Origin of the sequence: Methylocella tundrae, from assembly GCF_901905185.1 — a bacterium.
GTDB lineage: Bacteria > Pseudomonadota > Alphaproteobacteria > Rhizobiales > Beijerinckiaceae > Methylocapsa > Methylocapsa tundrae.
The window spans coordinates 1-707 of record NZ_CABFMQ020000135.1 but is presented as its reverse complement, the minus strand read 5'-3'; the positions used below and the strand labels follow the sequence as shown (position 1 = coordinate 707).

Below are 707 nucleotides of genomic sequence, written 5' to 3'. Positions count from 1 at the left end.
ACCGAGCCTGCCGGCCATCAGACAAGCCATTCTCGACCTCTTCGCACGGCCTCCACCCAGACGATGCCCCCACTGTGAGAAACTCATCGCCGACGCCGTCGAACCAAAAGTGCCAAAGTAGTGCTAGCTCTCGCGTACCGGACCAAGGTGGAGTCCAGCGCGGCTCGGACGTTTTGCCGTCATATCATCGGCGCAGCCTACGCCGACGACCCCGACCGAACGACGCGCGGAAAAGCTCGCTTCGTACTCCTCCGTGACCCATTGCAGGCCAGATGACAGGAACTCCGGGTCAAGCGGACGCGACGCTCCGCAGCCTGTCGAAACACGGGTCAGTCCGGGCAGTTCCAGGCGCCTTCGGCGCGATCACGAGCAGCTAATCGCACCAGCGGAAAGAGAAGAGAACGCGAACATTCGTGTGCAATTCTTGCACACGAGCCATACTAATACATTGATATTTATGACGTATCTACCCAATCCATCATAGGCGCCACGGCAAATCTATGTGCTTGATATTGCTTCATTTTTTCAGTACTATCAGATCGTTAGGTCCTGGCGAGTCCAAATTCGTCGCAACGGACGCTATGCAAGCGAGACGTTTCTGCGGCGTGAGGACGCCCGGCGCTGGGCTCTGGAAGCGGAGGTCCAAGCCGACCGCGGCGAGACGCCCTCAAGCTCGCGGGTAGCCAGGGTCAAAACCTTCGGCGAAT

General features: G+C 58.6%; 1 pseudogene. It reads left to right on the top strand.

The window, feature by feature from the left end:
* Window positions 1–502: 502 nt before the first annotated feature.
* Window positions 503–707 (top strand): annotated as a pseudogene (locus MPC4_RS21015) (hypothetical protein); the annotation flags it as partial.